We start from the raw sequence: 4050 nt of genomic DNA, 5'->3' as shown, positions 1-4050 counted from the left end.
GAGCACGACGAGGTGGAGCGAGGTGAGGAGCGCCAGGCCGAGGGCGGTCAGGGTGACGGGGGAGGGGCGGGTACTGGTCTCGGCCGCGGCCGATGTCGGGGCCGGGGGCTCTGCCGGGCTTGTGGGTCCGTCGTCGGTCGGGTGTGCGTGACGGCTGTACGCCGCCGCCGTCAAGGTGGCGGCAGTGGTCACGCCCAGCATCAACAGGCCTGCCAGGTAAGGGAGTTCGAGAGTGGCGGGCAGGACCAGGACCGCGGCCCAGGCCAGACCGAGCGTGCCGCTCAGGGCGGCGGACCGGTGCGGCCCGCCCCGGAACGTCAGGACCAGGACCGCCGCGACCGCGGCCAGCACCAGCGGAGCCGCCTCCGTGTTCGACGGCCAGGGCGTGGAGACCGTCACCGCGTCCCGGGCGTCGGAAGGCGCACCGGACCACACGCGTTCCGCCCAGCCGACCGGGCCCACGAGGACCACGGTGACGAGGGGCAGGGCCCATGCCACGGCGAGGGCCCGCACACTCGCGGAGGACCACCGCAGGCCTCGGCGTACGGACTCCGACAGCCAGGTGCCGCGTACCGCCAACAACGCGACGCCGCACAGCAGATGGCCCGGAACCGTCCAGGCGTCGGGCAGCACCGAGCGGAGCACGCCGCCCGCCGCGGCGACCGTGATCAGGCCGCCGGTCAATGCGAGACCGGAGGCGGCCTGCGCGGCGGGGGCGCGCCACGCGGCCCCCAGCGCGATCGCCGCGGCGAGGGCGAGGAGCGCCGCCGCACGGGTGGCGGCGCTCGGACCGGTGGCCTCCCACGAGAGCCAGCCGGCCGCCAGAACGCCCCAGGCGCCCGTCCCGTACGCGCCGACGGTGGCGACGACACGTACGGACCGTACGGGCACCGAGAGGGCCACGACCGTGTCGAACGCTGCCGTCACCAGCAGCGCCGCCGTGATCGTGTGATGGCCCGCGTCAACCGCCACCATCCAGAGCAGCAGCGGGAGTTGAGCCGTCGCCATCGCCGCCGGGAGCGGCAGGCGCAGGGAGCCGAGCGAGCGTCCGTACGCCGCCCACAGCACGGCCAGGAGGGCGGTCGCGGCGGCTGCGTACCCGGTGCCGTCCACCTCCGGGAGAGCGACCTCGTGCAGGGCGTAGGCGTCGAGCACCGTCAGCACCAGGCCGAGGCCCGCCACCGACTCGGCCGTCGAGCGGAGTCCGCGCTTCAGCAGCGGCACGGGTGCGGCGAGCGCGGCGAAGGTGACCGCGCCGAGGACCGCCGCCCGGCCCGCGATGCCCAAGTGCCCCCAGCTGACCAGCGTGAACGCGATCGCCGCGACGGTCAGCAGGACGCCGCCGAGCACGAGCAGCACGTTCTGCACACCGGGAGCCGTGGCCTCCGGGCGGCGGGGGTGGGGTGCAGGTGCTGCCCAGACGGCCGGGGTCTGTGCCGATGCCCGGGCCGGGCCCCAGGCCGGGGCCGGTGCCTCGGCCGACCGGATCACACCGAGCAGCCAGGACCGACGGGCCAGCAGTTGGGCCCTGCGCGCGTCCAGTTGCCGCAGCTCGTGGTCGAGGATCCGCAACTCCTCGGCCGGTGGCGGAATGTTCGTCATGCTTCGGAGTGTGGTCCGGGTCACGCCGTACGGCATGAGCGCGGGTACTCAGGACGTACTCAGATCGGGACGCCTCGAGTTGCGGACGTGCGGGCTTCTCCCGTGCCGGGCCGCGGACCGGCAGACTCGGACCATGAAGCGCATGGACTGGACGCATTACCGCTTTCGCAGCCTGTGGAGCCTCGCCGCCCCGCCCGGCGAGGTCTACGAGGCGCTGGCCGACGCCGAACGCTATCCACGCTGGTGGCCGCAGGTACGCGAGGTGACGCCGCTCAGCGCCAGCAGCGGCGTCGTTCGCATCCGCTCGGTGCTGCCCTACGACCTGGTGTTCACCGGGCGCGAGGTGCGCCGTGATCCGGCGGCCGGCGTCCTCGAGATAGCGATGACCGGCGACGTGGACGGCTGGGCGCGGTGGACCCTCGCCACCGACGCGACCGGTACCCGCGCCCGCTACGACCAGGAGGTCCATGTGACCAAGCCGCTGCTGAGGCGGTTCGCCGTGCCCGGACGGCCCGCGTTCCGCGCCAACCACGCGCTGATGATGCGGGCCGGGCGGAAGGGGCTGGTCGCCTACCTTCGCGGCACCCCTTCGCGCGAACCGTGAAGCGGTTTGAAGGAAACGCGAGGAGACCTGTATTGTTCAGTGCGTTCCCGGGCGATTAGCTCAGTGGGAGAGCGCTTCGTTCACACCGAAGAGGTCACTGGTTCGAACCCAGTATCGCCCACCGGGAAAGGCCGGTCCGTCACAGACGGACCGGCTTTTTTGTGTCGCCGCCGACGGATTCGGCGCCGACGGGATGCCGCTCAGGCCGCCGCCGACAGTTCGGGGCGTAGCGGCCACGCCGGATCGACCGCCTCCTCCGTGCCGCTGCGTGCGAACCACGCCTGGAGGCCGCGTGCCTGGGCCGCGTGCCAGACGGCCTGCAGCGTGTGCAGCTCGGCCGCCGAGAGCCGCTCAAGACGCGTCGCGAAACGGCGCCCGACCGCCCGTACGACCTCCAGTGAGGCCAGTGCGTCGGCCGCCGCGTCATGCGCTCCCGTCAGCTCCACGCCGTAGTGCGCGCAGAGGTCCGTGAGCGTGCGGCGGCCCTTGCGGTAGCGGTCCAGGTGTTTGTCGAGGACCCGCGGATCGAGGACGCGCATCGGCACGGTCTCGAACCAGTGGTCCAGGGAGGACGCCCGGTGCCTGCGCAACTCCCGGTCCAGGAGCGTCAGATCGAAGGGCGCGTTCATCACCACGAGCGGGCGGCCCGCCGCGCTCTGTTCGGCCAGTTCCCTGACTATCTCGTCCATCACCGGCGACGGCCAGCGGCCGTTCAGCCGGAGATGCTCATCCGTCAGCCCATGTATCGCCGTGGCCCCTTCGGGCACCTGCACTCCCGGATTGACCAGCCAGCGGCGCACGCGCGGGCGGCTTCCGGGAGCGTCCTGGACGACGACGGCGGCCGACACGATCCGGTCGGTCTCCACGTCCACACCCGTCGTCTCGGTGTCGAACGCGGTCAAGGGCCCCTCGTACCAGCACGTCATACGCACACAACTCCTCGTTCACCTTCGGCAGTTGACGCGCCGTCCCCTGCCCTTTTTGTGATACCCGGGCTGTTTGCGCCGTACGCCGGAAGGAGACAACAGAGGTACGGGTCTTTGCAGTTCAGCGGCCCGCAGCGGGGATTCACCTGATTCGGAAGGCTGTTGGACATGGCGCTCGCGCAGCCCGAGCAGGGCGGGCTGCTGCCCCAGAGGACGGCACCGCATCGCGGCTCACTGGCCACCACGGCATGCATGGAGACACTGCAGGTCGGTTATCTGCACGCGGTCGCGGCGGCCTCGGGCTGTTCCCTGTCGCAGCCCTTTCCGGACAACGGCATCGACTGGCACGTCAGCCACAGCGCCCCCGGGCACACGGTCGACGACGAAGTCACCATCAAGGTGCAGCTCAAGTGCACGTACCAGATCCCGCCGAACCCGCCGGGCCCCACCTTCTCCTTCACGCTCGACAACGCCCACCTGGAGAAGCTGGCCCGCACCCCGGTCTCGGTGCACAAAATACTGGTCGTGATGCTGGTGCCCAGATCGCAGGACAACTGGCTGCGCGCAAGCCACGACCGCCTCGATCTGCGGCACTGCTGCTACTGGATCAACCTCGCCGGACACCGGATCACCGGCCGGCGCAGGACCACCGTGCGGATTCCGACCTCTCGCGTCTTCGACGACCGAGCGCTCTGCGAGATCATGACGCGGGTCGGAACGGGAGGCAGACCGTGACGCACCGCCCCACCGACGAGCCCCTACGCCCCGTCAGGCCCCACCCCGTCGAGACCCCGGGACTCTGGGACCAGTCACCCCGGACCGACCAGGTCGACCCGGCCGTCCTCGGTGCGCTCCTGCACCGGCACGGCTGGCAGCGCCGCGGCGGAGCCCCCGGACGGTACGGCCGCTGGACCCCAC

3 protein-coding genes, 1 tRNA gene and 2 pseudogenes are annotated in these 4050 nt (G+C 71.8%); 4 read left to right on the top strand and 2 right to left on the bottom strand.

Annotated elements, in window-relative coordinates; translation table 11 throughout:
* Nucleotides 1-1602: pseudogene (locus AOK17_RS47000) on the bottom strand (SCO7613 C-terminal domain-containing membrane protein); the annotation flags it as partial.
* Between the two features lie 142 nt (nt 1603-1744).
* Here AOK17_RS47000 and AOK17_RS46995 point away from each other — a divergent pair.
* The gene (locus tag AOK17_RS46995; RefSeq protein WP_055618749.1) at nt 1745-2206 is read left to right on the top strand and encodes an SRPBCC family protein; all 462 of its coding nucleotides are present in this window, start codon (nt 1745-1747) and stop codon (nt 2204-2206) included.
* Nucleotides 2207-2255: 49 nt separating this feature from the next.
* Nucleotides 2256-2327, top strand: a tRNA-Val gene (locus AOK17_RS46990).
* A gap of 79 nt (nt 2328-2406) precedes the next feature.
* Here the strand turns inward: AOK17_RS46990 and AOK17_RS46985 are convergent.
* Complete coding sequence (locus tag AOK17_RS46985) at nt 2407-3132, bottom strand: 3'-5' exonuclease (protein ID WP_055618748.1); 726 nt, start codon at nt 3130-3132, stop codon at nt 2407-2409.
* Nucleotides 3133-3300: 168 nt separating this feature from the next.
* Here AOK17_RS46985 and AOK17_RS46980 point away from each other — a divergent pair, with 168 nt between their 5' ends.
* Both AOK17_RS46980 and AOK17_RS49695 read left to right on the top strand, forming a co-directional pair.
* Nucleotides 3301-3867 (top strand): DUF4365 domain-containing protein, encoded by a 567-nt coding sequence (locus AOK17_RS46980; RefSeq protein ID WP_055618747.1) that lies wholly within the window; start codon nt 3301-3303, stop codon nt 3865-3867.
* Nucleotides 3864-4050: pseudogene (locus tag AOK17_RS49695) on the top strand (hypothetical protein); the annotation flags it as partial. The gene AOK17_RS46980 and the pseudogene AOK17_RS49695, both read left to right, overlap by 4 nt.

The sequence above is a fragment of the Streptomyces phaeochromogenes genome (genome assembly GCF_001418655.1).
Lineage (GTDB): Bacteria > Actinomycetota > Actinomycetes > Streptomycetales > Streptomycetaceae > Streptomyces > Streptomyces phaeochromogenes.
This window is presented reverse-complemented; position numbering and strand designations above follow the sequence as displayed.

Coding starts and splice junctions, on each gene's coding strand:
- AOK17_RS46995 (WP_055618749.1), top strand. CDS start 1,745: ATGGACTGGACGCATTACCGCTTTCGCAGCCTGTGGAGCCTCGCCGCC.
- AOK17_RS46980 (WP_055618747.1), top strand. CDS start 3,301: ATGGCGCTCGCGCAGCCCGAGCAGGGCGGGCTGCTGCCCCAGAGGACG.
- AOK17_RS46985 (WP_055618748.1), bottom strand. CDS start 3,132: ATGACGTGCTGGTACGAGGGGCCCTTGACCGCGTTCGACACCGAGACG.